Source organism: Paraburkholderia sp. JHI869 (assembly GCF_038900775.1).
Lineage (GTDB): Bacteria > Pseudomonadota > Gammaproteobacteria > Burkholderiales > Burkholderiaceae > Paraburkholderia.
In genome coordinates this window covers 364,759-391,165 of the sequence record NZ_JAYMSC010000002.1, presented here as the reverse complement: position 1 = coordinate 391,165, position 26,407 = coordinate 364,759, and the positions used below count along the sequence as shown (strand labels likewise).

27 protein-coding genes are annotated in these 26,407 nt (G+C 65.4%); 8 read left to right on the top strand and 19 right to left on the bottom strand.

The features are described 5' to 3' along the window. Positions 1-55: 55 nt before the first annotated feature. The gene (locus VSR72_RS05045) at positions 56-907 is read right to left on the bottom strand and encodes an amidohydrolase family protein (RefSeq protein WP_342951314.1); all 852 of its coding nucleotides are present in this window, start codon (positions 905-907) and stop codon (positions 56-58) included. 73 nt (positions 908-980) lie between these two features. Beyond that, on the bottom strand, positions 981-1,958 hold the full coding sequence (locus VSR72_RS05040; protein ID WP_342951313.1) for an ABC transporter substrate-binding protein: 978 nt from the start codon (positions 1,956-1,958) through the stop codon (positions 981-983). Between the two features lie 338 nt (positions 1,959-2,296). Here VSR72_RS05040 and VSR72_RS05035 point away from each other — a divergent pair, with 338 nt between their 5' ends. Further along, on the top strand, positions 2,297-3,685 hold the full coding sequence (locus VSR72_RS05035) for an MFS transporter (protein WP_342951312.1): 1,389 nt from the start codon (positions 2,297-2,299) through the stop codon (positions 3,683-3,685). Beyond that, on the top strand, positions 3,675-4,589 hold the full coding sequence (locus VSR72_RS05030; protein WP_342951574.1) for a LysR family transcriptional regulator: 915 nt from the start codon (positions 3,675-3,677) through the stop codon (positions 4,587-4,589). Before VSR72_RS05035 ends, VSR72_RS05030 begins: the two co-directional genes overlap by 11 nt. A gap of 26 nt (positions 4,590-4,615) precedes the next feature. Here the strand turns inward: VSR72_RS05030 and VSR72_RS05025 are convergent, their stop codons facing one another. Next, entirely contained in the window at positions 4,616-4,879 is a 264-nt protein-coding gene (locus VSR72_RS05025; RefSeq protein ID WP_342951311.1) for a hypothetical protein, read from the bottom strand. Positions 4,880-5,046: 167 nt separating this feature from the next. On the opposite strand from VSR72_RS05025, the gene VSR72_RS05020 reads away from it, so the two are divergent. Beyond that, positions 5,047-5,271, top strand: coding sequence for a hypothetical protein (locus VSR72_RS05020; RefSeq protein WP_342951310.1), 225 nt, complete (start codon positions 5,047-5,049; stop codon positions 5,269-5,271). 77 nt (positions 5,272-5,348) lie between these two features. Here VSR72_RS05020 and VSR72_RS05015 read toward each other — a convergent pair whose 3' ends face one another. The 6 genes from VSR72_RS05015 to VSR72_RS04990 form a co-directional block, all read right to left on the bottom strand. Continuing rightward, entirely contained in the window at positions 5,349-5,711 is a 363-nt protein-coding gene (locus VSR72_RS05015) for a copper resistance protein CopC (RefSeq protein WP_342951309.1), read from the bottom strand. Positions 5,712-5,739: 28 nt separating this feature from the next. Then, entirely contained in the window at positions 5,740-6,579 is an 840-nt protein-coding gene (locus VSR72_RS05010) for a hypothetical protein (RefSeq protein WP_342951573.1), read from the bottom strand. Positions 6,580-6,764: 185 nt separating this feature from the next. Further along, positions 6,765-7,163: a DUF2946 domain-containing protein gene (locus VSR72_RS05005; RefSeq protein ID WP_342951308.1), complete on the bottom strand. Its 399-nt coding sequence runs from the start codon at positions 7,161-7,163 to the stop codon at positions 6,765-6,767. Between the two features lie 73 nt (positions 7,164-7,236). Beyond that, a complete protein-coding gene (locus VSR72_RS05000) occupies positions 7,237-8,664 on the bottom strand; it encodes an aldehyde dehydrogenase family protein (protein WP_342951572.1) in 1,428 nt (475 codons plus the stop codon). Between the two features lie 75 nt (positions 8,665-8,739). Next, positions 8,740-9,690, bottom strand: a complete 951-nt coding sequence (gene speB, locus VSR72_RS04995; protein ID WP_342951307.1) for an agmatinase — start codon at positions 9,688-9,690, stop codon at positions 8,740-8,742. A 138-nt stretch (positions 9,691-9,828) separates the two neighbouring features. Further along, the gene (locus tag VSR72_RS04990; protein WP_342951306.1) at positions 9,829-10,659 is read right to left on the bottom strand and encodes a helix-turn-helix transcriptional regulator; all 831 of its coding nucleotides are present in this window, start codon (positions 10,657-10,659) and stop codon (positions 9,829-9,831) included. Between the two features lie 173 nt (positions 10,660-10,832). On the opposite strand from VSR72_RS04990, the gene VSR72_RS04985 reads away from it, so the two are divergent. The 5 genes from VSR72_RS04985 (at position 10,833) to ampC (ending at position 16,626) form a co-directional block, all read left to right on the top strand. Then, positions 10,833-11,177 (top strand): cupin domain-containing protein, encoded by a 345-nt coding sequence (locus VSR72_RS04985; protein ID WP_342951305.1) that lies wholly within the window; start codon positions 10,833-10,835, stop codon positions 11,175-11,177. Positions 11,178-11,242: 65 nt separating this feature from the next. Next, on the top strand, positions 11,243-12,679 hold the full coding sequence (locus VSR72_RS04980) for an FAD-dependent oxidoreductase (RefSeq protein WP_342951304.1): 1,437 nt from the start codon (positions 11,243-11,245) through the stop codon (positions 12,677-12,679). A gap of 12 nt (positions 12,680-12,691) precedes the next feature. After that, a complete protein-coding gene (locus VSR72_RS04975; protein ID WP_342951303.1) occupies positions 12,692-13,621 on the top strand; it encodes a LysR family transcriptional regulator in 930 nt (309 codons plus the stop codon). Between the two features lie 165 nt (positions 13,622-13,786). After that, positions 13,787-15,355: a cytosine permease gene (locus tag VSR72_RS04970; protein WP_342951302.1), complete on the top strand. Its 1,569-nt coding sequence runs from the start codon at positions 13,787-13,789 to the stop codon at positions 15,353-15,355. Positions 15,356-15,453: 98 nt separating this feature from the next. Next, positions 15,454-16,626: a class C beta-lactamase gene (ampC, locus tag VSR72_RS04965; RefSeq protein WP_342951301.1), complete on the top strand. Its 1,173-nt coding sequence runs from the start codon at positions 15,454-15,456 to the stop codon at positions 16,624-16,626. 20 nt (positions 16,627-16,646) lie between these two features. On the opposite strand, the gene VSR72_RS04960 is transcribed toward ampC, so the two are convergent. From VSR72_RS04960 to VSR72_RS04915, 10 genes are all read right to left on the bottom strand, one after another. Continuing rightward, complete coding sequence (locus VSR72_RS04960; protein ID WP_342951300.1) at positions 16,647-18,041, bottom strand: ATP-binding protein; 1,395 nt, start codon at positions 18,039-18,041, stop codon at positions 16,647-16,649. After that, positions 18,038-18,700, bottom strand: coding sequence for a response regulator (locus VSR72_RS04955; protein WP_342951299.1), 663 nt, complete (start codon positions 18,698-18,700; stop codon positions 18,038-18,040). The genes VSR72_RS04960 and VSR72_RS04955 overlap by 4 nt, the downstream gene beginning before the upstream one ends. Positions 18,701-18,789: 89 nt before the next feature. Then, complete coding sequence (locus tag VSR72_RS04950; protein ID WP_342951298.1) at positions 18,790-19,839, bottom strand: Ldh family oxidoreductase; 1,050 nt, start codon at positions 19,837-19,839, stop codon at positions 18,790-18,792. Between the two features lie 102 nt (positions 19,840-19,941). Further along, positions 19,942-20,856: a dihydrodipicolinate synthase family protein gene (locus VSR72_RS04945; RefSeq protein WP_321927761.1), complete on the bottom strand. Its 915-nt coding sequence runs from the start codon at positions 20,854-20,856 to the stop codon at positions 19,942-19,944. Positions 20,857-21,025: 169 nt separating this feature from the next. Further along, the gene (locus VSR72_RS04940) at positions 21,026-21,808 is read right to left on the bottom strand and encodes an AraC family transcriptional regulator (RefSeq protein ID WP_342951297.1); all 783 of its coding nucleotides are present in this window, start codon (positions 21,806-21,808) and stop codon (positions 21,026-21,028) included. Between the two features lie 91 nt (positions 21,809-21,899). Beyond that, a complete protein-coding gene (locus VSR72_RS04935) occupies positions 21,900-23,168 on the bottom strand; it encodes an FAD/NAD(P)-binding oxidoreductase (RefSeq protein ID WP_342951296.1) in 1,269 nt (422 codons plus the stop codon). Then, positions 23,165-23,440, bottom strand: coding sequence for a 2Fe-2S iron-sulfur cluster-binding protein (locus VSR72_RS04930; protein ID WP_342951295.1), 276 nt, complete (start codon positions 23,438-23,440; stop codon positions 23,165-23,167). The genes VSR72_RS04935 and VSR72_RS04930 overlap by 4 nt, the downstream gene beginning before the upstream one ends. Further along, on the bottom strand, positions 23,433-24,608 hold the full coding sequence (locus VSR72_RS04925) for an FAD-dependent oxidoreductase (RefSeq protein ID WP_342951294.1): 1,176 nt from the start codon (positions 24,606-24,608) through the stop codon (positions 23,433-23,435). The genes VSR72_RS04930 and VSR72_RS04925 overlap by 8 nt, the downstream gene beginning before the upstream one ends. Further along, on the bottom strand, positions 24,590-25,549 hold the full coding sequence (locus VSR72_RS04920) for a 4-hydroxyproline epimerase (RefSeq protein WP_342951571.1): 960 nt from the start codon (positions 25,547-25,549) through the stop codon (positions 24,590-24,592). Before VSR72_RS04920 ends, VSR72_RS04925 begins: the two co-directional genes overlap by 19 nt. Before the next feature lie 118 nt (positions 25,550-25,667). Then, positions 25,668-26,384, bottom strand: coding sequence for a TetR/AcrR family transcriptional regulator (locus tag VSR72_RS04915; protein WP_342951293.1), 717 nt, complete (start codon positions 26,382-26,384; stop codon positions 25,668-25,670). Between the last annotated feature and the right edge of the window lie 23 nt (positions 26,385-26,407).

The window sequence follows — 26,407 nt, the reverse complement described above, 5'->3', positions numbered from 1 at the left end:
CATGGCCGACGGCGCGCAGGTTGCGTGCCGCCGGACACATCGCAATGGCGCCGGCTCAGAGTAAAGCCGGATACAGCTTGTGTGCGGTCTTGCCGAAAATCCACGCGCGGTCCGCGGCGTTCAGGCATTGCAGCCCTGCCTGCGCCGTCGCAAGAATATCCTGCAGCGTCCCCGGCGAAGTGGGGAAATTCGACCCCCATGCCATGCGCTGCGCGCCGAAGGCGTCGACCACGCGCGGGAAGAACGTTTCGGCGCTCGCCCGTTCCTTCTTCACGTCGCCGAAAATGCGCGGCGTGAGTTTCAGGAAGATGTTCTCGTGCTGCGCGAGATCGAAGAGGCTTTGCGCCTTCGCGTACGGCGCGCCATCGGTCACGTCGGGGCGTCCCAGGTGGTCGAGAATGATCGGCACGCCCGGAAAGCGCTTGGCAAGCGCCGTGACCTGCGGCAGTCCAACCGGTCCGGTCTGGATACACATCGGCAGGCCGAGGTCCGCGCACAGTTCCCATGCGGGAAACGCGCGCGGATCGTCCAGCTCGCTCGGATCGAATTCCTTCGTACTGCCACCGGTAAAGAGCCGCAGCCCTTCGAGGCCGCGCTCGACCCATTCGCGAATGCGCTGCGGCGCGTCGGGCTGCAATACGTCCACTGAGCCGACGGCCACGAGACGATTCGGATAGCGCGCGCAACTGTCGGCCACGTAGCTGTTGTCGAACCCGTAGGTGGTCGACGAATGCACCACGGCGGCCTTGCCGACGCCCGCTTCATCCATCGCGGCGATCAGCGTTTCGACGGTTGTCGGGCGCTCCTGCGACCAGTCCGAGCGCTTGCCGAAGAGGGGCGCGGGCGGATAGCGCCCTTCGTTGTCGGAGATGATGTGCGGGTGAATGTCGACGATTGAGGATGGCATGGGTGTCCCGGTTGTTTTTCGATTGCCTGCTGGGGAGCGAAAATCATTTGCCGCGCGCGTTCAGCCGAGTGGATCAGCGGGCCAGCGGGTCCACGAACAGCTCGCTCATGGACATGCGGCGCGGGGTGAGCCCCTGCTTGAACGCGGTCGCTTCGAGCGCCTCGATCGTCTTGCGGTTTTCCTCGATGCCATAGGGCAGCGGGTCGTGGCCGACGATCTTTCGCAGTTCCAGGTATTTCTTGTCTCCGTCGCTGGTGGCCTCGCCTGCGTCGAGACGCGCGAGCCATTGCTGCTTGGCTTGTGCGAAGGCGTCGTAGAGCGATTTCGCGATCCACGGATGCTCGGCGAGCACCGAGTCTTTCACGACGATGGTGCCGTGCATCGGGTAGATGCCGGTGCGCGCGTAGTATTCCTTCTCGAGTTCGGCGGCTTGCGGCAGCAGGTCGGGGTAGTCTGCCTCGACTTCTTTCCAGCCGCCCGTGGGCGCGCCGGTGCGGCCAATGCCTGCCGCCGCCGCGAAGCCCGCCGCGAGTTCGCCGCTCGCCATCATGTCGGCGAGTGAGCTGCCAGCCGGTGCGTGCACGACGTTCGAGGGCAGCTCGAGCTGCGTGACGTGCTCCTCGTCGTCGACCACCCAGGTGACCTTGGACGAATCGAGCCCGAACTCGTCGATCAGGACCTGGCGCGTCCAGACGCCCGTCGTGACGGAGTAGGCGCGCACGCCGACCTTGCGGCCTTCGAGGTCCTTCGGGTGCTTGATGCCGGCTTCGGGGCGCACGAGCAGGCCGCCGTGGTGGAAACGGCGCGTGACGAAGATGGGCAGGCCGACGAAGGGCGCACCATAGGCGCGGGCGATGATATAGGTGGTGGGGGCCAGTTCGCAGACGTCGAACTCGACGTCGCGCACCATACGGCGGAATGCGCCGATCTGCGGCTTAACCGTGATGAATTCAGCGTCCACGCCCTCGATGGGGATCGAACCGTTACGGATTGCCGAGGTATGCGGGTGTTCACCGACCGCGAGTTTGAGCCGCACTTTCTGAGCCAACATCCTTCTCCCTGAAATTTGCCGTCGGGGCCCGGCCAGGGGCCGATGCCGGACGGAGCGCTTCGATGGAGAGAGAATATTTGACCTGAGTACGCGCGTCCCTATACAAAAGGGAGATTCGATGGCACTTTTTGCAGCCCCAAATAGCGGGAAATGCGCCGCCCGTTAGTCTGAACAAAATTCCCCGTTCCAGAAAAACGAATTCCCCTCTCCCTGTATTGCGAGCAGTCTGGCAGCCAATTCCGGCTGCGCGAACCGATGCGTCCTATGTCGATGCCCGGCGTATCGGCCAGCGGCATCGACCCACGTCGCGCTAGCCCGGACCCAACACAGGAGACAGCATGGCAATCGTCAATTCCGGCGCCCGACTCGACCGGCTACCCATCGGCCGGTTTCACTGGAAGATTCTTGGCTTGATCAGCGCGGGCGCATTTCTCGATGCCTTCGACATCTATCTCGCCAATGGCGCCTTGGCGGCCATGGTCAAGACTGGCTTTGCCGACCTGCGAGTCGGCTCGTTTTTTCTGTCCGCAACCTTTCTTGGCATGATGATCGGCGCGGGTCTTTCGGGCTACCTGGGCGACCGCTACGGTCGCCGCTTCTCGTACCAGGCCAACCTCGCCATCTTTGGCGGCGCGTCGTTTATTGCAGCCTTCGCGCCCAACATCTACTGGCTGATCCTGCTGCGCTTCATCATGGGCGTCGGCCTCGGCGCCGAACTGGTGGTCGCGGCGGGCACGCTGTGCGAGTTCGTGCCGCCGGCGAGCCGCGGCCGCTGGACGTCGCTGCTCGCGCTCATCACCAATTCGGGCCTGCTTGCGGCCACGGCCGTGGGCTACTGGGTCATTCCCCATCTCGGCTGGCGTTACATGTTCGCGATCGCGGGCGTAGGCGCCATCGTCGTTTGGGCGCTGCGTCATCGCATGCCGGAGTCGCCGCGCTGGCTGGAGACCGTGGGCCGGCTGGAGGAAGCCGAGCGAACGGTTGCCGCCATCGAGCAGGAGGTCCAGCGCCACAACGGCGGCACCCTCCCGCCTGTTACCCGCGTGACGGCCCACGAGACGTCGGCCGCGCCGTTCTCCGCGCTCTTCGCGCCCGGCATGAAAGGCCGAACGTTCGTGGCAGCGCTCACTGCCATTGCGGTGAACGTTTCCCTTTACGGCTTCGTGGCGTGGTTGCCCGCGTTCTTCGTCAATGAAGGCCTGAGCATCACGCGTTCACTCGGATTCGTGTTTCTGATGTCGTTTGGCGCACCGGCGGGGGCCGTCGTCGGCTTTGCCATTGCTGACCGTCTCGGCCGCCGCAGGGCACTGATCGCCAGCGCGCTGGTCTCGATCGTCCTCGGTTACTTCTATGTGCAGATGCGCGACCCCGTTGCCATTTCCGTGATGGGCTTCGCGCTGGTCACCGCGCTCTACACGGTCTGCACGCTGGGTCTGTTCGTCTATATCCCGGAGCTGTTTCCAACCACGCATCGTCTTCGCGGCACCGGCGTTGCCGGCACCTGCGGACGGGCCGCGTCGATGTGCACACCGTATCTCGCGGTGCTGCTCTATTCGCACTTTGGGGTCTCGGGCGTGGTAGCGATGGTGGCCTGCGTGCTGGTGGCGCTGTGCGTCGCATTGCTTTTCCTTCGCGTCGAAGCGAGCGGCCAGACGCTCGAGGCCGTCTCCGCACCGGTTGCGCAGGAGGAATCGATCAAACAACCCGACAGCCACCATGCATTTTGATTTCGTCGATCTGCGTTTGCTCACGGCGCTTGGCGAGACAGCCAACCTCGCGCGCGCCGCGAGCCTCTGTCACATGTCGGCTCCGGCGGCCAGCAGCCGCCTGAAGAATCTCGAGGACTGCATGGGGGTGCGGCTGTTGTACAGAACGAGCCAGGGCATGATTCCGACGCCGGCGGGCGAGTGCTTCATCCGTCACGCCTTGCTCATGCGTGAGCAGGTGGAGCGGCTTGCCGGGGATATCGAGCAGTTCGGCAGCGGGATGACTGGCCACATTCGCGTGTGGACCAACACGACTGCCATTACCGGCGCGCTGCCGGACACGCTGGGACGTTTTCTTTGCGAGCACCCCCATGTGAATATCGAACTGCGCGAAGCGCCCAGTGACGATATCGTGCGAGGGGTGACCGGCAACCTCGCGGATATCGGCATCGTTGCCGGCAACATCGATGCTGGCCAGCTTGAGATGTTGCCCTACCAGAACGAGAGGCTGGTGCTGGTGACCCAGCCGGATCATCCGCTGGCCCAGCGCGGCACCGTGTGTTTTGCGCAGACGCTGGACAACGATTTTGTCGACCTGCCGGCATCCACTGCCATTCACGCCTTCGTACACCGCGCTGCGGCCGCGCTTGGCAGGACGCTCAGAATACGCATCGAAGTGGGTTCGTTCGACGCGGCGTGCCGGATGATTGCCGCAGGCGCGGGCATCGGAATCGTGCCGGCCTCCGTTGCGTGGAAGCACGCACGCGTGAAGGATATCGTCATGGTCGCGCTCAAGGACGATTGGGCAGAGCGGCGCCTGAACATCTGCGTGCGCAACGTGGGGGAGCTTCCGCTGTTTACTCGCGAACTTGTTGGCATGCTGGCCGACGAAGTGGTGGACTCGACGCGGCGCATGCAAGCGTGATTCAACAAGCGGTGGGTCGTTTCGCTTTAGTTGACTGATCCGCTCGAACAATATCGTGCGAACTGTTCCTGGGACACGGCAAAACCCTTCTGTTTCGCCAGTTCCCAGGGCCGCTCGCAACGTTGCGTCGCGTCACACCACGAATATCCGGCCGAACCGATGCACCCATGCGCGTCGCGATCGGCGCCGGTCATATTCGATGGCACATTGGGCGATGCGCTGGCGCAGGCGGCAAGCACACTTGCCATTGCAGCAGCGGCCAGAAAAGCCGAAGAGAATATTTGACGCATGGAACGTGCCTCCAGAAAGGCCAACACCGTACCACGGTCCAACCGGCGCTCAGAGCCAATACCCGTTCGCCCTTGACCGAAAACCGAATCGCCCCCGTTTATTTCCTCCTGCATTTCCCCGCCGTTGCCTCTAAAATTCCATGATCCTGCTGTACTGGAGCACCACCATGGAACGAAAGAAAGCTGAACACATCCTGCTCGAAGCCGACGAGATCGCCGGCCTGGTTCTCAACGGCTTCGACATGACGATGGAAACCGACGCTGGGCGCGCGCTCTACGATCGCGCGTTCACGGCGTATGTCCACAACGAAATCGGCGACTCGCCCGTTGCAGAACTGTACGACGCGTTGAACGGTTCGCCTGAGGCCTTTACGGTCACCACGCCGCATTAAGTCCGCCCAACAATCACGCGAGCCAGGCTGCAATATCGGACGAAATTGCATTCTGGCCTCGTTTCATCTTTACACGTTCACTTCACGTCGAACGAGTAATGTCCGGTCGTGCGATGCCCATCGGCGGCAACCGCGACCCACACCACCGAATACTTCCCTGGCGTCAGCGCGTTCAGCGCAACCGACATGCGCTTGCTGTTGTTCGCATCGACCGTGGCTTTCTCGCGAATGACGGATTTGCCCTGCGCGTCTTTCACGTCGATGGAGCTGAACGCAGGCTCGAGCCCGTCGTCGAAGTCGATCACGACTGCGCTGAGCGTGGCCGGCGCGGTCGATCCAGCCGGCGGTTCCTGATGCTTCGGATAAGCATGCGCCCAGGCGAGGTGGGCGGCGAGCAGCGCGACCGAAGCGACTGCCGTGCGCAATGTAGCGAGTTTCATGGCGATAGTCCTGTGTGTATGTGCGGGCTTACTGGAAAAGCGGCTTGCCGATCGAGCGCGGCGCGACATCGTCGAAGAAGATGTGCACCTGCGCGAGGATGCCGACGTGCGAGCCGCTCGCCCGGTTGATCGGTATCTGCGCTTCGATGCCGAGCTGGCCGTAGCGGTTCATCCAGATGAAGCCGGGGTTGACGGTCCCGGTCGTTTGTCCCTGGCTGCGCGAAAGGGGCACTTCGACCAGTGGAATGAGGTTCGAAAACGGCTGCGGCAAGCCGAGGTCGTGTACGTGCTGTTGCAGATAGGGCAGGCTGTACTGGAACGTGAAGCCGTAGTCGAACGAATTCGGCTGGCCGCCGCCGGTCGTGAATGACGGCCCCGCTTCGCCGGTGATGGCGATGGGCCGCAGCCACGCGAGCGAGTCGGGCAGGTCGCCCATGCCCTTGCCGGCGAAGACCGTGGGCGAGATCGTCGAGAAGTTGTCGGCGATCGCGCGGCTGCCCGTGCCGCCGAGTTCGGCGTTCACGCCCACCGACGTCATGAACTCGTGCGCGTCGTTTACGTAGAGCAGGTACTTCAGGCGCACGCCGAAGTTGTCGAAACCGCGCGCGGTGGGGTTGTTCTGCGTGACGTAGCTGCCGTCCACCGAGAACGCGAGCCGCGGCGTGATGAGCTTGTCGTACTCGAAGCTGAACGTGTTGACGCTTTGGTCGCCGGCGTCGCCCGGCACGCGCTGGTGACCGTATTCGAGGTTGGCTTCGTCGCCTACGCCGGGATCGTCGACGGAGAGCGTGGAGGGAAATACGCGGTCGCCCGCGATGGCGTGCGCATGGGCCGCGCACGGCCCGAGCAGCAGCGCGCAGCCGATCATGCGGCCCACTAGTTGATTGAGCGCGCGTACGTGTGCGAGCCCGCCCAGCGCCATACGGCCGGGCAGCGATTGGTCAGACATGCGTTGTCCTGTCGAGGAGCGAGGCACGCGCGAACCGCGGCGGCGCGCGTGCAGGCCCGGAGACACGCTGGGCGTGTCGTCCGGGATTGGCTTGTTCGATCGGGTCAGGACAGGGGTGGGGCGCGTGCGTGGATGTGGCTCGCGGGCGCGACGAGACGAACGCTTTCGAACTGCGCCTCGATGCGCGCCTGCACGAGCTGGCCGACGACAAACAGCGCGACGGGTACACCGGACACGACGGGCAGGTGTGCGAAGAAGCTGCAATAGCCGCAGTCCTGCATGTCGCCCGGCGTTGCGTGGGTGGCGTTCGTGCCCGCTGCGCCGCTCGTGCCGTGAACGTGGCGCTCCATCGAAGGCATGCCGCAGGGCGCGCGTTCCACCGTGCCTGGCGCCCTCTGCATGGCCTGGGCGGCAAGCAGGTGCGAGACCACGGGCGCGAGCGTCGCCATGAGGAGCGCAAGCGTCCCCAATAGACTGCCCAGCCTGAGATGGAATCGGCGCACGGCGTAGAGCGGAAAGTGACGGAAATAGTGCGGGGATTATGCCACGCGAGCCGCTACTCCCGCCGCGCCGCGATCAACCGCGCAGGCCGACCGTGTGACGCAATTCCTGGTAGCTGCGCAAACCCGCGACGCCTAGCTCGCGGCCAATGCCGCTCAGACCGAAGCCGCCCCAGCACACTTGCGGAAAGATCAGTTGCGGAGTGTTGACCCAGACGAGCCCGGTGCGAAGCTGCGCCTTGTAACGTCGCGCGGCCTTTTCGTCGTTCGTCACGACGGTCGCGACGAGTCCGTAGCGCGTATCGTTGGCGAGGGCGATTGCTTCGTCATCCGAACGGAATGATTTCACACATGCGACGGGCCCGAAGATTTCGTCGGTCCACAACACATTGTCCGCAGCGGGCTCCGCGACGACGACTGGCGCCATGAAGAAGCCGTCGGCGCACGCGGGATCGAGCCGGCCCGCGAACGCGATCTGCGCGCCCGCTTCGACACCTTCTTTCACGAGCGCTGCCACGCGTGCATGTTGTGCGGCGCTGATGAGCGGTCCCATCGCAGTGTCCGCACCCTGCGGCGGCGCTACGACGACGGCTCGCACCGCTGTCTCGAATGCGGCCATGAACTTGCGATACACGTTGTCGTGCACCAGTATGCGCGCCGTTGCCGAGCACATCTGCCCGGCATTCGCAAACGCGCCGCCCACTGCGAGCGAGACCGCTTGCACCACATCGGCGTCTTCGCGCACGATCAGCGCGGACTTGCCGCCCAGTTCGAGCGTGAGGCGCTTCATGTCCTGCGCGGCGGCCTGCATGACCTTGCGGCCCGACGCCGTGCTGCCGGTGAACGAGATCTTGTCCACGAGCGGATGCGTCGTGAGCCACGCGCCGACTTCACCGCCGCCGTTGACCACGTTCACGACGCCATCGGGTACGCCCGCTTCGCTCACGATCTCGGCAAGCATATGCTCGGTGGGCGAGGTGAGTTCCGAAGGCTTGATGACGACCGTGCAGCCCGCAGCCAGCGCCGGCGCGAGTTTCCATGCCGTCGTGACCATCGGGAAGTTCCACGGCACGATCAGCGCCGCGACGCCAACCGGCTCGTGCACGCGTTCGGCCAGCAGCGCGTCGTCGGGCACCGCGACCGGTTCGGCGGCGAACACCGACGCGTCTTCGCACAAACCCACGTAATAGTTGAACGTCGCGATGGCGTCGCTCACGTCGAGGTCCGCTTCGAACGGCGGCTTGCCGCTCACTCGCATCTGCATGGCGACGAGGCGCGTGCGGTCGGCTTCCAGCAGTTCGGCGATCTTGCGCAGCAGCTTGCCGCGCGCGGCGGGCGTCGTGTGGCGCCAGGCGATCAGGGCATCGTGCGCGGCATGCACGGCGCGATTGACCATCTCGGCCGTGGCGTGCTCCTGCCAGCCGATGGTTTCGCCCGTGGCCGCATTGCAGATGCGCGTGCACACTTCGCTTTCCGTTGCGCAAAACGTTGCGCCCGCAATCATTGCGGCGGGCAGCACAAAGGCCTCGCCGTCGATATGACGTTCGTTTTTCGTAGCCATGATGTTTCTCCTCGCGCCCTAGCGGTAAGTGACGCCCGGCATGATGCAGAGCATTTCGTAGGCGAGATTCGCGCCCACGAGCGCAGTCGTTCCGGCCTGGTCGTATGGCGGCGAGACTTCGACGAGATCGGCGCCCACCACGTTGAGCCCCTTCATGCCGCGCACGATTTCGAGACCCTGCTGCACGGTGAGTCCGCCCACCTCGGGCGTGCCGGTGCCGGGCGCGAAGGCGGGATCGAGTCCGTCGATATCGAAGCTCAGGTACACGGGCGTATTGCCCACGCGTGCGCGCACTTCTTCCATGAGCGGCGCGAGCGAGCGGTTCCAGCATTCTTCGGCCTGTACGACCGTGAAGCCCTGCTTGCGGCACCAGTCGAAATCTTCCGCGTGATAGCCGGTGCCGCGCAGCCCGATTTGCGTGACCTTGTCGCATTGCAGGAGGCCATCTTCAACGGCGCGGCGAAACGGCGTGCCGTGCGCGATCTTTTCGCCGAACATGGTGTCGTTCACGTCGGCGTGCGCGTCGATATGCACGACGGCCACCTTGCCGTACTTCTTGTGCAGCGCGCGCAGGATCGGCCATGCGATGGTGTGGTCGCCGCCGAGCGTAATCGGGCGGCAGCCTGTCTCGACGATGCGATCGTATGCAGCTTCGATCAGACGAATGGAGTCTTTCAGGTCATACGGATTCGTTGCGACGTCACCGATATCGGCCACCTGCAGCGAATCGAACGGCGCCGCGCGCGTTGCCATGTTGTACGGCCGCAGCAGCACCGATTCCGAACGGATCTGGCGCGGTCCGAAGCGCGTGCCCGAGCGGTTCGAGGTGCCGATATCGAGCGGCACGCCCACGAAGCAGACGTCGAGGCCCTCGGTGGTCTCGGCCTGCGGCAGGCGCATCATGGTGGCGATGCCGCCGAAGCGCGGCATCTCGTTGCCGCCCTGCGGCTGGTTGAACTGGCGCTCCATCTGGTGTGTCTCCGATCGTTAGAGTCAAATCGATCGGGCGATGGTAGGGGAGATCCCGCGCGGCCAAATATTGAAGTTGAGATGTTTACATCGGCGGAAATCGATGTATGTGGGCCCTTAATAGACCCAACCGCACGCCTAAACCGCCGCGTGGCCCCAGGCGATCAGCTCGCGCTTGGTGCGCACGCCCAGCTTCGCGAAGGCGCGCTTCACGTACGACTCGGCGGTGGCCACCTGTACGCCCAGGATCTGCGCGGCTTCGGGCACGGTCTTGCCCGTGATGAGGTGGGCGCAGGTTTCGTATTCGCGTTTGGAAAGGCGCACGTTGTCTGCTGCGATACGCGCGTCGAACTGCGCGAGCGGATGCATGAACGGCGCCGCATGGGCAATGCGCCGGGCGGCACTCGTGGAGGCGTGCAGTTCGAGCAGCGGAAACAGAAACTCACTCACGCTGCGAAAACGGTTCATTTCCACGAGCGTAAACGGCGGCTCGCGCAGCCCGCGTTCGAGCGCGATGGAGTCCTGCGCGTGGCGCGTGCCGCGTGCGAGCACGCATTCGTGGGCAATGCGCGCCTCGTCGAAGAGCCGCTGGCGAAACTCGCCCGGCGGTATCGCGCCGATGTCGCGCACGACCAGCATCGTGCCCAGCTTGCCGCGAATGCCCGCGAAAAGCGGATCGCTTTCGTAGAAGCGGTCGTAGTAGAGCGTCATCACGTCCGAAATCGCGCCCGAATCGATTCCGACCCCGCCACTGCCGATCCATTCGCAGCGATAGCCCATGGGCATCGTGCTGTCCGCGCGCGAGCGCTCGATATGCACGACGTTGACGGGCACGACCTCGTTCACCAGCAGCGTGAGACGCGGCACGAAATCGGGCGTGCCGACGGCCTCGATCACGTTGCCGAGGGTCTTGAACGAGAGCGGAAAGTTGGGTTGATCGCGGTTGAGCGGGGGTACGTTGAGCAGCATGGCGCGCCCCTTCGTGATGGCTAATTGATTATAGCGGATGGGTATTGGCCGCCAAAAAAGCACAAACCGGGCAGCAAAACACCGCTTGCCCCCCCTGAGGGGGGGCATACCGCGGCCGCGCCAGTCGGTAACTTTGGCGTTACTCAATCAACATCAACTGGAAAGCCAGGCAAATGAGCAAACTGATTCAGGACATCGTGCCGCTGGGCGCAGGCATCGGCGAATTCACCAAGCTGGAATACGGCATGGACGAAAGCGACTGGCGCGCCACCGTCGGCAAGAACAATAACTACGTGATCGGCTGGTGGGAAGGCAAGGTCGGCGCGGTGGATTTCCCGGCCACGACCGCCGACGAAGCCGTATGGCTCGTGGAAGGCAAGATCGCCCTGACCGACGCAAACGGCGGCCGCAAGGAATTCGCGGCGGGCCAGGGCTATCTCCTGCCCGCCGGTTTCGCAGGCCGCTGGGAAACCCTCGAGGACGCGAAGAAGTTCTACGTCGTGCTCGAACAGGCCTAAGGACCCAGGCGAGCTGCCTTCCACGGGAGGCGGCTTAGTTTCTCCCGTTCCATGCAGTCAAGCCCATGATGCCTACCCCTGCAGAAATTGAAGTCGAATCGCGCCCGCCCGCTGCGCTAAGCGTGCAAGAGGCGCTTTCGCGCACACGGTTCTTTCCGTACTGGCTCGACAACCCCGCCGAGCCGCCGACCGAACCGAAGCTCACCGCCAATCTGGAGGCCGACCTGCTGATCGTCGGCGGCGGTTTCACGGGGCTCTGGGCCGCGGTGCAGGCGAGGGAGCAGATGCCGCACCTGAACGTCGTGCTGATCGAGGCGGGCAGGGTCGCGCACGGCGCGTCGGGCCGCGCAGGCGGCATCATCTCGACTTCGGTGATGCATGGCTTGCCCAACGCCGTGCGGGTATTCCCTAACGATATTGCGCAGCTCGAAGAATTCGGCCATCACAATCTCGACGGCTTCGAGGAAACACTGAAGCGCTACGGCATCGACGCCGATATCGAATGGAACGGCGAAATGACCGTGGCGGTCGATCCCGAGCATGTCGAGCATTTGCGCGGCGACTACGAGCTTCACAAACAGTACGGGCACGATGTCGTTCTGCTCGATGGCGAAGCGACACGCGAGCAGCTGAATTCACCGTTGTTCGCAGGCGGGCTGTGGTCGCGCAATCGCAGCGGCATCGTGCATCCGGCCAAACTCGCATGGGGCCTCAAGCGCGCGGCGCTATCGCTAGGCGTGAAGCTCTACGAGCACACGCCGCTCATCGACGTCATCGACGAAGGCCAGACCGTCTACGTGAAGACGCCCGAAGGCAGCGTGCGCGCGCCGCGCGTGGTGTTCGGCAGTGGTACGGCAAAGGTTGGCATTCCTGATATCAACCGGCGCGTGCTCCAGGTGCGCGACCACGTGCTCGCCACCGAACCGCTTACCGACGAGCAACTTGCGCGCATAGGCTGGAACAATCGCCAGGGCATTTACGACACGCGCACGCAGCTCAACTACTTCCGCCTCACGAAGAACAACAACATCATCTTCGGCGGTCTGGTGAGCTATCACTTCGACGGCGATCCGAATCCACCGCAGGACGAGAAGGCCGAGACCTACTATCGGCTCGCGCAGGCGTTCTACCGCACCTTCCCGCAGCTTGCCGATGTGCGTTTCTCGCACGCGTGGGGCGGCCCGATCGACTACTGCTCGCGCGGCTCCGTGTTCGCGAAGCGCTATCTGAACGACAAGGCCGTTTTCGTGGCGGGGTACACGGGCTTCGGCGTGGCGGCGAGCCGCTTCGGCGCGTTCATGGGCCTGAACATCCTGTTCGATCGCAACAGTCCCGAGCGCGTGCTCGATATCGCCAACCAGAGCCCGACCTATATCCCGCCGGAGCCGGTGCGCTGGCTGGCCGCGAAGGTCACGTTCCATGCGTTCGACGGCGCCGACGCCGAAGGCGGATGGAAGCGCGCGTGGATCAAGGGTATCAAGGCGATGGGCTTTCCCATGTGAGTGACTAGCGGCATGTTCTCCAATACTTCCGATCTCGACCTGCGGCTCATCCGCGTGTTTCTCGCCGTGGTGGACGCGCGCGGCATCACGGCGGCCGAAGCCACGCTAGGCGTGCGCCAGTCCACCATCAGCACGCAACTCTCGGCGCTGGAGGCCCGCGTGGGCTTCAAGCTCTGCGAGCGCGGGCGCGGCGGCTTTCGGCTTACTTCAAAGGGCGAACGCTTCGTGCCATCGGCACGCGCGCTCGTTGCGGCCACAACCGAATTCGTCGCGCGCGTTCGCGATATCGACCGCAAACTCGTCGGCACGCTCGGCATTGGCCTGATTGGCCAGGCTTCGCATGTCGAGAACGCGCGGCTCGCGGAAGCGATCGGCGCGTTTCGCAAACGCGATCAGGCCGTGCGCTTCACGATGAAAGTCGCGGCGCCGCAGGAACTCGAGGAAAGCCTCGTCAATAACCAGCTCGATATTGCGATCGGCTACTTCTGGCACCGCGTGGCGGGTCTCGATTACACCGAGTTGTTCAGCGAGCGCCAGGTGCTGTGCTGCGGGCGCGGACACGCGCTATTCCACAGTGCGCCGCACGTCAACGTGGACGATCTGCGCGAGCACGACTGGGTCTGGCGCAGCTATCCGATTCCGGAGGAGCTTGCGGGCATCGGCGACCGGCAGGTGACGGCGATTGCAGACAGCATCGACGCGGCTACGGTGCTGATCCTCTCCGGCAGCCATATCGGCTATCTGCCCGCGCATCACGCCGAGCCGTTCGAGCAGCGCGGCCTGATCCGCGCGCTTGGGCGCACCACGTTCGGCTTCGACGTGCCGATGCATCTGGCCGTCAAGCGCAGCGCCGCGGAGAAGCCCATCGTGCGCGCGTTCTGCGACGATCTGCTCAACGTCTATGGCCAACACGCCGACGTGCCTGAGTCGCTGGTCGAGTGAAGTCGCCGGTGCGTGCGCACCATACATTGGCTGAACGCAATGTAAAGGTATGGAATCCAGAATAAATAGCCCACGACGATCGATTAAAGTGGGCGAGAGACGTTGATAGTGCGTTGACCGGTTGCCTGCATGAACAACCGGATCGGCGCTGCAAGGAGTGAGACAATGAGCGATAACAGCATTACCCAGATCGAGACATTCGGTTTCGAACGCATTCCCGATCCATCGCGCTACGCGCGGCCCATCGATCTTTTCCGGCTGCTGTTCGGCGGCTGCAATACCTTTTCCACTTCGGTGTTGGGCAGCTTTCCGGTGCTGGTCGGTCTCTCGTTCAAGGCGGGCGTGTGGTCCATCGTGCTCGGCGTGCTCGCCGGCACCTGCATTCTCGCGCCCATGAGCCTGTTCGGGCCGCGCAACGGCACGAGCGATCCGGTTTCGTCCGGTGCGCATTTCGGCATACATGGGCGGATCGTGGGCTCGTTCCTCGCACTGCTGACATCGATCGCCTTCTTCGCGCTCGCCGTATGGAGCTCGGGCGACGCACTCGTGGGCGGTGCGCACGACATGGTCGGCGTGCCGGTCAACACGTGGACGCTCAGCGCCGCTTACATGGTGTTCGCCGTGCTCGTGGTGGTGGTGTGCATCTACGGCTTTCGCTTCATGCTGTGGGTGAACAAGATCGCCGTGTGGGCAGCGAGCCTCATGTTCGTGGTGGGCGCCTTCGCGTTTGCGGGCGCATTCGATCCCAGTTACGCCGGCACGCTGCACGAGGGCGGCGCGGGCTTCTGGGTGGCGTTCGTGAGCGCCGTGCTCGTGGCGTTGAGCAACCCGGTGTCTTTCGCCTCGACGCTCGGCGACTGGGCGCGCTACATTCCGCAGCACACGCCGCGCCATCGTGTGATGGGCGCTGTATTCGCCGCGCAGATTGCGACTTTCGTGCCATTCTTCTTCGGCCTCGTCACGGCCACGCTCATCGCGACGAAGGCGCCGAGCTATATCGCCTCGAACGACTATGTGGGCGGGCTGCTGGCCGTGTCGCCACGCTGGTTCCTACTGCCTACGTGCCTCATTGCGATCATCGGCGGCATGTCTACAGGCACGACCGCGCTCTACGGCACCGGACTCGACATGTCGAGCATGTTCCCGCGGCTCCTGAACCGCGTGCGCGCGACCATGCTGATCGGCACGCTGGCCATTGGCTTCATCTTCGTTGGCCGCTTTGCCTTCAATCTCGTGGAAAGCGTCTCGACGTTCTCCACGCTGATCTGCACGTTCAGCTGCCCGTGGATGGCGATCATGGTGATTGGCTTCATCACGCGGCGCGGCCACTATCTCGCCGACGATCTCCAGGTCTTCAATCGCGGCGGCCGCGGCGGGCACTACTGGTTCACGCACGGCTGGAATCTGCGCGCGATGGGCGCGTGGTTGCCGGCGGCGTTCCTCGGTCTTTCGTTCGTGAATCTGCCGGGGCAATTCGTCGGTCCGCTGGGTTCGCTGGCCGGCGGGCTCGATCTGAGCGTGCCGGTTTCGCTGGCGGTGGGCGGCATGATCTATATCGTATTGCTAACGATGTTCCCCGAGCCGGATGCCGTATATGGCCGTGAAGGGCGTCGCTTCGTGCGCGGCGGCGCGCGCGGGCAAGCCGTTGCGGCGGTTCACGCCACGCGTCTGCGTGAAGAGCAGCCTGCTAGCGCGGTGCGTGAACTGCAACGCAGCCCGGAGTATGCAGAGTAAGGCGCGAGCAAGTCGCGAGGCACGGGGGCCTCGCGCGAGGCCGTTGCGCGCAGACCGGGTAAGATCACGGCTTTTACGCACCGCGTAAGGAGGCGATCTTGCTTCGTTCACTCGCAAGGGCATGTGCCGGCGTTCTGCTCGTAGCCATAGCCCTGAACCGTGCCGCCATTGGCGCAGAACCCGCCGCCGGCAGCGACGCAGAGATACGCGAAGCCGCGCTCGCGTTCATGCGCGAAAACGGTATCCCGGGTCTCGCGATTGGGGTCGCCGTGAACGGCACGGAGCGCTTCTATAATCTCGGCGTTGCATCGAAGGAAACGGGTGCGCCCGTCACGAACGAAACGCTGTTCGAACTCGGCTCGATGAGCAAGACGTTCGCAGCAACCCTCGCCGGTTGGGCGCAGGTGAACGGCAAGCTTTCGCTCGATGCGCCGGTGAGCGCTTATCTGCCCGAGATGCGCGGCACGCCGTTTGGCGCGCTTACGCTCATCAATCTGGGCACGCATACTGGCGGCGGATTCCCGCTGCAGGTGCCCGACGAAGTCACGAACGATGCGCAGCTGATGGCCTGGCTCAAGGCATGGCGCCCGCGCTATCCGGCGGGCACGCAGCGCACCTATGCGAACCCGAGCATCGGCATGTTCGCGCGTATCGCGGCGCAGCAGCTCGGCATGAGCTACCCGGATGCGGTGGAGAAAACGCTCTTTCCGAAGCTGGGGCTCGCCCACACGTTCATTCGCGTGCCCGCTGCACAGCGCGCGGCCTATGCGCAGGGCTACAACAGCAGGAACATGCCCGTGCGCGTGAACCCCGGCGTGCTCGCCGACGAAGCCTACGGCGTGAAATCGGATACGCGCGACATGCTGCGCTTTCTCGAAGCGAACATGGGCCAGGTCGACGTGGAGCCGGAGTTGCAGCGTGCGCTGGAGGCCACGCATGTGGGCTATTTCCGCGCCGGCCCGTTCGTTCAGAACCTGGTCTGGGAGCAGTACGCGCAGCCGGTTAGCCTGAACGATCTCGTGAAAGGCAACGCGAACCGCATGGCGCTGGAGGACAACCCGGCCACGGCCTTGAACCCGCCGCTGCCGCCCCAGCCCGATGCGTTGCTCAACAAGACGGGCGCGACCAACGGCTTTGGCGGCTATCTGGCGTTCGAGCCTTCGCGCAAGACGGCCATCGTGATACTCGCCAATCGCAATCACCCCACCGAGGCGCGCGTGCGGTTCGCGTATCGCGTGCTGGAACTGGTGCAGGGCGCGCCTAAGCAGTGATGCGCAGTGAGTGTGCGGCCTTAAGCCGAATCGCTCGTTGCGCGGGCCGGTCTGCTGGCGGGGGTATTGGCTGCCGGGTCGCCGTGCGGCACCAGTCCGCTCACCGCCGCCGTGAGCCCGCGTCCGCCCGGATTGTTGCGCAGCGTGAACGTCAGGCCCTGACGCTGTGCGATGCGCGCCACGATCGACAGGCCGAGCCCGCTGCCCGAGCCCTGGGCATGATCGCCGCGAAAGAAGCGGTCTAGCACGCGCTCGAGGTCGCTTTCGGGAATGCCCGGCCCGTTATCGATGACTTCGAAGCCAAGCGTGTCCTGCGAGCGCGTGAGCACGAGATCGATCTTGCCGCCTGCCGGCGTGTAGCGGATCGCGTTGTCGAGCAGGTTGTTCAGCAAGGTGTTCAGGCCGTGCGCGTCGGCGCTCACGTTGCAGATGCACTCGGCCGTCACGGGCGGGCGAGACTCCAGGCCGAGGTCGATGCCTTTTTCCTCCGCAAGCAGCGAGAAGTCGCCGATGGCCTGCTCGCCCAGCCGACGCAGGCTCACGACGGTGGCGGGCGTGCTCGCCTGCGCATCTTCGCGTGCGAGCGTGAGCAATTGCTGCACGAGGCGAATGGTCCGGTTCAGGCGCGTTTGCATGCGCTCGAGCGTGCGCGCCTCGCCGTTCAGCGTGCCGTCGTGCAGCGCCGCCTGCCATTGCAGCTTGAGCGCGGCGAGCGGCGAGCGCAGTTCGTGCGCTGCGTCGGCGATGAACGTGCGCTGCGCCTGCGAGGCCGCATTCAATCGATCCAGCAGATCGTTGAGCGCGACGACGAGCGGACGCAGTTCGTCGGGCACCGAGCCATCGACGCGCAACGGCTCCAGTTCATGCACCGAGCGCGAAGCGAGCAGCGCCGACAACGCGCGCACGGGCGCGAGCCCGCGCGTCACCACGAACAGCAGGAGCACGATGGCCACCGGCACGAGCAGCGCGAGCGGCCACAACGTATGCAGCGCGAGGTGCAGCGCCAGCGTATCGCGCACGGAAATGGGCTGCGCGACCTGTACGAAACGCTCTGGCTGCGCGATGCCGTACACGCGCCAATGCACTTCGTCGTGCTCGATCGTGCGAAAGCCCGTGGCCTGGCGCGGCAGCACGGGCGTTTCCTGCGAGCGGTAAATCAGCTTGCCGTCGCGGTCCCAGATCTGGATGAGAATGCGGTCGTCGGCGATCTCGTCGAAGCCGGGGCCGGCCTGCTCGACCTCGCGCGCCGTCGCGACGTTAGCGGGCATCGAACGCGCCACGGCATGCAACTCGTAATCGAACAGTTCGCCCGCTTCTTCGCGTGCGCTGTGAAAAATGCCGTAGCCCGCCACCACGGAAGCGGCCGCGAAACCGCAGATGAGCCAGCCCAGCAGGCGGCGGCGGATGGAATTCATTCCGCTCTCTTGAGCCGGTAGCCCACGCCGCGCACGGTCACGATCTGGTCGGTGCCGATCTTGCGGCGCAAGCTGTGCACGTGCACTTCGATCGCATTGCTGCCGACTTCCTCGCCCCAGCCGTACATGCGTTCTTCGAGTTCGGCCTTCGTGAACACGCGCGCGGGCTGTTCGATGAGCACGCGCAGCAGCGCGAACTCGCGCGGCACGAGCGCGACGCTTTCGCCGTCTTTCGTCACCTCGTGCGCGGCGGGGTCGAGCGCAAGGCCGCAGTGCGTGTACACCGGCTGCTTCTGGCCCGTGCGGCGGCGTAGCATGGCGCGCGTGCGGGCGGCCAGTTCGTCGAGATCGAAGGGCTTGATCAGGTAGTCGTCGGCGCCGGCGTCGAGCCCGGCGATGCGGTCCGTCACCGAGTCGCGCGCGGTCAGGATCAGCACGACCGCTTCGCCGCCCTTGCGGCGGTAGCCGTTCAGCACCTCGATCCCGTCCTTCTTCGGCAGCCCGAGGTCGAGCAGGACGAGGTCGTACACGTCGTTGTCGAGCGAAAGCTCCGCTTCCCGCCCGTCGCGCGCCCAGTCGACGGCATGACCCTCGCGGCGCATCGAGTCGAGCACCGTTTCGGCAATCATTTCGTCGTCTTCCACCAGCAACAGGCGCATCGCTCGCTCCCCCAATATTCAGCCTTACATTGTCGCTCATCCCGGCTTAACCGGTGCTTAAGCGGTGCGCTGAGGGGGCGGCCAGGCGTTTAGTCGAGCAGTTTCAGCACGTCGTCGTAAAGCGCGCGCGGCACCTTCACGCCATCGCGTTCGCTGCGCTCGCGCGCCTCGAACCGGCGCTGCGACGGCAAGCGCGCGCCCTGCGCCGTGATGGCGGCGAACAGCCGTTCGGCGCGCGCCTGGCCGGCTTCGTAGCCGTCGCCGCCGCTGTTGCCACCAAAGCGCCGGGGATCGATGGCGATGACGAGTTCGCCGTGGCACGGGCTCGCGCCTGCGCCGCCGTCGAAGGCCTGCGACTCCATGCTCGTGAGGTCGCCGATCAGGGCGCCCGCGAGCAGTTCGATCATGGCCGCGAGCGCCGAGCCTTTGTGGCCGCCGAACGTCTGCATCGCGCCATCCAGCGCGGCACGGGCGTCGGTGGTGGGCTGGCCGTCGCGATCGAGCGCCCAATGGGGCGGAATGGGCTTGCCCTCGCGCGCATGCAGTTCGATGTCGCCGCGCGCAATCGCGCTCGTGGCGAAGTCGAACACGAACGGCAGGCCACCTTCGCGCGGCCACGCGAAGGCGAGCGGATTCGTGCCGAATACGCCGCGTGTGCCGCCCGCCGGCGCGACCCAGCTATGGCTCGGGTTCATGGCCATGCCCACGAGTCCTTGCGCCGCGATCGCTTCGACCTCGGGCCACAGCGCCGAAAAATGAAAGCAATGGTTGATGGCCATCGCCGCGATGCCCTGGCTGCGCGCTTTCTGCGCGAGCATGGGCAGGCCGGTTTCGAACGCGAGCAGCGAGAAACCGTAGTGCGCGTCCACGGCTAGCACGCCGGGCGCGATGTCACGCAGCGTGGGTTCGGCGCGCGCATCGACCTTGCCGCTCTTGAGCGAGCGCGCGCACACGAGCAGGCGATAGATGCCATGCGAATGGCATTCGTCGCGCTGCCCTTGCGTGATGACGCGCGCGATCGCATCGGCATGCGCCGCGGACATGCCGTGCCGCAGCAGCACGTTGCGCGAGAGGGTGAAGACTTCGTCGAGCGTGAGAATGACCGGCGCGGGTGTGTCGTTCGTGACGGTGGTGGTCATGGCATCCCGTGTACAAAGACAAACCGGGCCAACGCGGCCCGGTTTCGGTGATTCGAATGAAGATTGCGAGAGTGGCGCGTTGAGTCGACGCTTAGTTCACGCTTACAGACCGACGTCCGGCAGGGCGGGGCGCGTAGCGAGCGCCTTCTCGACCACGGCCTTCACATGGGCGAGCGCTTCGCCTTCGAGCGGCAGGCGCGGGGGCCGCGTGACCGCGCTGCCACGGCCAACCAGTTCCTCGCACAGCTTGATGCACTGAACGAGGTCGGGGCGCGCGTCGAGGTGCAGCAGCGGCATGAACCAGCGATACAGCGCGAGCGCTTCGTCAAAGCGCTTTTGCTTCGCGAGACGGAAGAGCGTTTCGCCTTCCTTCGGGAACACGTTCGACATGCCCGAGACCCAGCCTTGCGCGCCGACGGCCACGCTTTCGACCACCACGTCGTCGAGTCCCGCGAACAGCACGAAGCGGTCGCCCACGGCGTTGCGCAGATCGATGAAGCGGCGCGTATCGCCCGACGAATCCTTGAAGCAGACGATATTTTCGCAATCCTGAAGAGCGATCAGGATGTCGGGCGTGACGTCGTTCTTGTAGATCGGCGGATTGTTGTAGACCATCACCGGCACGTCGGTGCTCGACGCCACGGCGCGAAAGTGCGCGGCCGTTTCGTGCGGCTTCGAGGAATACACGAGCGCCGGCATGACCATCACGCCGTCCACGCCCACGCGCGCCGCTTCTTTCACGGTCTGGCGCGCGAATTCGGTGGTGAATTCGGCAATGCCTGCGATCACCGGCACCTTGCCGCCGGCCGCGTCGCGCGCGGCTTCGATCACGGCAATCTTTTCATTCGTCGCGAGCGACGTATTCTCGCCGACGGTGCCGCACACCACGAGGCCCGACACGCCGTCCTTGACGAGATTGCTCACCACCCGGTGCGTAGCGTCGATATCGACCGAGAAGTCCGCCTTGAACTGCGTGCTGACGGCGGGAAACACCCCGCTCCACTGGATAGCGCTCACTGTGACTCACTCCTTGAATGCGTAGCGGCTCGCGCCGGTACCTGTTGAATATGAGTGGAGTATCGCTGTCCAAATCGATTGGCGCTTGGGGCCTTTCGCGCTTCAGGAAGACGAAATCTGCATAGTCGAGCAGGGCTCAGGGAGAACCCTGGGCACGCTGGCGCGAGGCTCAAGCGCCGGGCGTCTGCGCGCTTCCGGGCGATTGCAGCAACGCGCGATACTGGCTCGGCGTGACGCCCACCGTGGCCTTGAATTGCCGCGTGAACGCGCTGTGATCGTTATAGCCGCACTGCGTAGCGATGTCGGTGATGCTCTGGTCGCTCGCGAGCAGCACGGAGGCCGCGTCAAGACGCGTCTTGAGCAGCATCTGGCGGGGCGTGAGGTGAAAGATCTTGTGGAAGTACCGCTCGATCTGCGCGACCGACATGTTGATGAGCTTGGCCAGGTGCGCAAGCTTGAGTGGTTGCGCATAGTTGTCCTGGATGTACTTCGCGGCGACGGCGAGCCGCTGGTAAGCGGGATGCGTGCCTTCGGCAGCCTGCAGGTCGCGCGAAATGCCCGCCACGCCCAGCACGCGGCCGCGCGCGTCGTGCAGCGGGACTTTCGAGGTGAGGCACCAGCCCGGCTGCCGGCCCGGATAGAGATGCAGTTCGAGCTGGTCGATGAGACTGCTGTCGAGGCGCACCACGGCCTGGTCCTGCGCGGTATAGCTGTGGCCGAAGCGCGAGGGAAAGACCTGCTCGGCGGTTTTGCCGAGCAGCGCGCGCTTTTCCTTGAAGCCGCAGCGCGCCGCGAGCGTGGTGTTGACGATCACGTAGCGCGCTTCGTCATCCTTCACGAAGAACACCACGTCGGGCATGGCGTCGAACAGCGGTTCGAGCATGGTGAAATGCGCGACCATCTGCGCAAACGTGGCGTTTTCGAGGGCGGCGGGCAGGACCAGTTCGGGCATCGCGAGGCGCTTGGGACGGGATCGGCGGAAAGCAACATTGTGCCGATTTGCGCACGCTCGCGCATCTGCAATCAAAAAAGCGGGTGCTGCGCTATTGCGCGGTTTCCACGTGCAGCAAGGTGTCGATCCGCGCGGGAGAGAACGGCGGGCGCTGGCCGTTTTGCGGCCAGCCGAAGCAGAACGCCGCCGCCTCGCCGCAAATCTTGCCCTGGCAGGGGCCCATGCCGCAGCGCGTTTGCAGCTTGGCGTCGCGCCACGATGCGTGACGCGCGACGTCACGATACGCGACGTCCTCGCAACGGCAAAACACGGTGTCCGGCTGAGGGAGGGCGCGCAGCGCGGGAGCGAGTTCGAACGCCGCGTGCAGGCGCGCGGCGAATTGGCGATAGCGTTCGCGTTCGGCGCACAGGCGTTGCGCGCTTGCGCTGTCGCCGAGGGCGGCGTATGCCGCGATGCGTCCTTCCACCGCCGCGAGTTCCATGCCGCCCACGCCGGTGCATTCGCCAGCCGCGTAGATGGCTTCCGCGGAGGTCTCCTGCCATTCGTTCACGGCGATGGCGGGAGCGCCCGCAAGGGTTTCGAGGCGGCAACCCAGCGCCGCGCCGACGCCCGTATTCGGCACGAGCCCATAGGCGCAAGCGAGCCGGTCACAATCGATCAGCACGTCGTCGTTGCCGCGCCGCACGCGCACCTGCGTCACGCGCGTTGTGCCGATTGCTTCGGTCACGTACGCATCGCACCAGTAGGGCGTGGCGCGCAGATCGAAGCGCAAGCGCAGCGCCTGCGCGAGTTTCGCGGGCGTATGAATGAGGCCTGCCGCGAAGCGGCGCACCGCTTGCGGCGGTGCCTGCTCGACGATAGCGGCGATCGTCGCGCCATGCTGGCGCGCGGTCACGGCGGCGGCCCACAGCAACGGCCCGCTGCCCGCGATGACAATGCGTTCGCCGCGCACGGGCATGCCGCCCTTGATGAGCGCCTGCAAGCCGCCCGCGCCCGTTACGCCCGGCAAGGTCCAGCCGGGGTAGGGCAGGAAGCGCTCGCGCGCGCCCGAGGCGACGATGAGCTTGCCGTAAGCGAGCGTCAGCGCACGGTCGGCGTTTTCCGCGAGCAGTTGCCGCCCCGGCAGTGCTTGCACGATGCGCGTGCCGCTCAGCAGCGTGACGTTGGGGTGCGCCGCGAGAGCATCGAGCAGGGCGCGTGCGGTGCCCGCGGCGCGGTGCCCAGGCCCCTGACGCCAGATCTGGCCGCCAGGCAGCGCATTGTCATCGACGATGCCTACGCTCGCGCCCGCCTGTGCGGCGCTGCGCGCGGCGTTCAAACCCGCCGGTCCGGCGCCAATGATCAGGATATCGAACTTCATGGCGCGGCATTCCCGGTGACGACATTCATGCCCGCGACGCAAACCGTCTGGCAGGCGAGCCGATGCGGCACGCCGTCGATGGTGACGCGGCATTCCTGGCAGATGCCCATGCCGCACAAGGGCCCGCGCAGCGCGCCGCTTACCGAACGGCGCGTGACGGGCGCAGCGTGTTGCGCATTTGCGGCGATGGCGATGGCCGCCGCCACTGAACTGCCCGGCGCGACGCCCACTTTGCGCCCGTCGATCGTCAACGTCGTATTGGCTTCAGACATGCACGGCCCCCTGGGCAGCGAAGCGCGCGGGGAGATACGGGGTCGCGTCGATCTCGGCTGCGCGTCCAAGCATTTGCGCGGCAATCAGCTTCGCGGTGCCGAGCGCCGTGGTGACGCCGAGGCCTTCGTGCCCGGTGGCGAGCCACGTGGACGGATGGCTGTCGTCTTCGGCGAACGAGGCAGCGGGGCCGATCAGCGGCATGCCGTCGCTCGATGCAGGGCGAAAGCCCGTCCATGCGCGAATCGCGTTGAGCGTGGGCAATTGCGGCAGATATTCGGCGGCGCGGCGCAGCATGCGCGCGAGTATCGCAGGCTCGATGGCGGGGTCCGCGCTGTCGAACTGGCGCGACGAGCCGATCAGCAATTGCCCGGTCGGCCGCGGCTGCACGTTGAACGCAACCGAGGTGCCGCTCGCGTTATGCGCGCTCTTGATATAGCCGAGTTCGAGAATCTGATGGCGAATCGTGCCGGGATAGCGGTCGGTAATGAGCAGGTGTCCCTTCTTTGCCTGGAGCGGCAGGCGCGGCAGCAAATCGACCGCTTGCAGGCCGTTCGCGATCAGGACCGCGCCCGCGCCGATGACCTCGCCATCGGCGAGATGCACACCCGCGCGGTCGATACGCGCGACCTGCGTTTGCGTGCGGCAAGTCATGCGGCCGCGAACGGGTTGTTCGAGCAACCATGCTGCCACGGCGGGCGCGTACACCACGGCGTCGTTGTCGACGATCATCCCGCCTACGAGGCCGTTGCGCAGACCGGGTTCCGCTTCGCGCAACTGGTGCGCGTCGAGCATCGAGCACGCCACGCCCTGGCGTTGCAGCGCCTGCTGGCGCGTTTGCGCGAGCGCCAGTTCTTCTTCGTCGGCGGCGACCCAGAGCGTGCCGCAACGTACGAACGCATGGCGTTCGTCAAGACGCGGCGCGAGCGCGTGCCACAGTGCCAGCGACCATGCGCTGAGGGCAAATTCGGCAGGCGTATCGTCCATCACGACGAGGTGGCCCATGCCGGCGGCCGTCACGCCGCCGCCCACGCCCGCTCGTTCGATGACGAGCACATTCAGACCCTGCGCCGCGAGTTCATGCGCGCACGCCGCGCCCACGATGCCCGCGCCAATTACGACGACATCGTGCTGACCGCTCGAACCTTGCCTCACGCGGGAATGCCCCACGCGAACGGATCGTCGTCGGCGAAAATCAGTTTGGACTCCGCACTAATATGCGCGCTGCCGCGAATGCTCGGGCGCACATGACCTGCGGGGAGCTCAGGCGAGACTTCATAGCTCGCTTCGAACACACTGCCGATGATGCTTTCCTGCCGCCACTGCGCGCCGGGGGCGAGCGTGCCGTCCGCGGCGAGGCACGCGACCTTCGCGCTCGTGCCAGTGCCGCACGGCGAACGGTCGTAGGCCTTGCCGGGGCACAGTACGAAATTGCGGCTGTCGATGCCCGCGACGTCCGAATGCGCGAAGAGTTCGATATGGTCGATCAGCGCGCCATCCGCGCCGGTAATGCCGTTCGCTTCGAGCGCTTGACGCATGGCCCACGTGGCTTCGGTGAGCGCTTCGACGTTGCCCGCTTCGAGCGTGAGGTTGTGATCGGCGACGAGGAAGAACCAGTTGCCGCCCCAGGCGATGTCGCCATGCACGCGGCCGTAGCCGGGCACGTCGAGCGCCACGGCCTGGCGGTAGCGATACGCGGGCACGTTGCGCACGGTGACGCTGCCGTCGGTGTGCAGTTCGGCTTCGACATTGCCCACCGGCGTTTCGATGCGATGCACGCCAGGCGCAATGCGCCCGAGATGTGCGAGCGACGCGATGAGGCCGATGGTGCCATGCCCGCACATGCCGAGAAAACCGACGTTGTTGAAGAAGATCACGCCGGCTGAGCAGGACGGATCATGCGGCTCGCACAGCAGCGCGCCGACCATCACGTCCGAGCCGCGCGGCTCGTTGACGACGCCCGCGCGCACGCGGTCGAAGTCGCGGCGGAAAATGGCGAGGCGCTCGGCGAGCGGGCCGTGGCCAAGCTCGGGGCCGCCCGCGATCACGAGGCGCGTGGGTTCGCCGCCCGTGTGGGAGTCGATAACGGTCAGGGTTTTCATGCCGACAATCGTAGGTCGCGCCATTTTGGCCGTCTTGGTCGAACGGCCCTTGCGCGGTGACGATTTCGGCATAGTGCGCCGTGCGTGAATGCGCGGCGCTCAGGGTGATCCCTGGCGCTTGCTTTCTTTAGTCTTTCACGAGCGCCAGTTGCTCGAGTTGGCGCACCACTTCCGCGCGCAGGCGCGGCGGCATGTTCTGATAGCCGAGCAGGTCGGAGATCCACAGGCCGTCTGCCGCGAGCCGGCAGATCATGAGGCGGGCGGCGGCTTCGAGCGGTAGCGGGTCGGGGCGTGTCCACTTGCGCATGGGCGCGGCGTAACGTTCGCGAATCGCGGGGTCGGTCATCATCGCGGCGACCAGCACGCGCAGCACGTTGGTGCTGGCGGCGGGGCTCGTTTCGTCGATCGTGGTGTGCAGGTAGGCGCGCGCGGCGGCGCCGTGTTTTGGCGCGCCTTGCGCCACGCCTTCCTCGATGCGCGTATGCATCTGCTGCTCGAAGCGCGTGAGCGTCTGCTCGAACAGTGCATCGAGCAAGCCCTGCTTGTTGGCGAAGTGATATTGCAGCGCGCCCTTGGTTACGCCCGCGCGTTCGGCCACGGCGTCGAGCGTGACGGCGGGCACGCCCTGATCGGTGGCGATATCGGAAGCCGCCTGCAGCAATTGCGCGCGCACCTGGGCCGGGGCTTTCTTGCGGCGCGTGCCGGCGGCAGGCGCCGCGTCCTTGCGTGGGGAAAGGGGCTTCGATACCACGGGGGCAGTCGGAGCCGAGGGGGCCGCTGCGTCAGCCGCCTTCGCGCTGCGCCTTGTCGCGCGCGCGGGCGCCTTGACGGAGGAGTCTTTCATGGCGGCGATCATACCATTGCAGG